We start from the raw sequence: 304 nt of genomic DNA, 5'->3' as shown, positions 1-304 counted from the left end.
GGGAGTGGCGGAATTGGTAGACGCGCTGGATTTAGGTTCCAGTATCTTCGGATGTGAGAGTTCAAGTCTCTCCTTCCGCACCATGTTCTGATAGGAACTAAAACTATCTACTACCATTGCTGGAGTATCGCCAAGCGGTAAGGCAGCGGGTTTTGATCCCGCCATTCCCAGGTTCAAATCCTGGTACTCCAGCCATCTCTTCTAGAGATACCCTGTGCGGGAGTGGCGGAATTGGTAGACGCGCTGGATTTAGGTTCCAGTATCTTCGGATGTGAGAGTTCAAGTCTCTCCTTCCGCACCATGT

Annotated in this window: 2 tRNA genes; both read left to right on the top strand. The window is 51.0% G+C overall.

What is annotated here, in order from left to right:
• Window positions 1-120 precede the first annotated feature (120 nt).
• Window positions 121-195, top strand: a tRNA-Gln gene (locus AN214_RS22015).
• 21 nt (window positions 196-216) lie between these two features.
• A tRNA-Leu gene (locus AN214_RS22010) sits at window positions 217-301 on the top strand.
• The last annotated feature ends 3 nt before the right edge of the window (window positions 302-304 follow it).

Origin of the sequence: Pseudoalteromonas sp. P1-9 (assembly GCF_001399975.1) — a bacterium.
Taxonomy (GTDB): domain Bacteria; phylum Pseudomonadota; class Gammaproteobacteria; order Enterobacterales; family Alteromonadaceae; genus Pseudoalteromonas.
The sequence above is the reverse complement of the archived record's forward strand: the minus strand, read 5'-3'. Positions and strand labels throughout refer to the sequence as shown.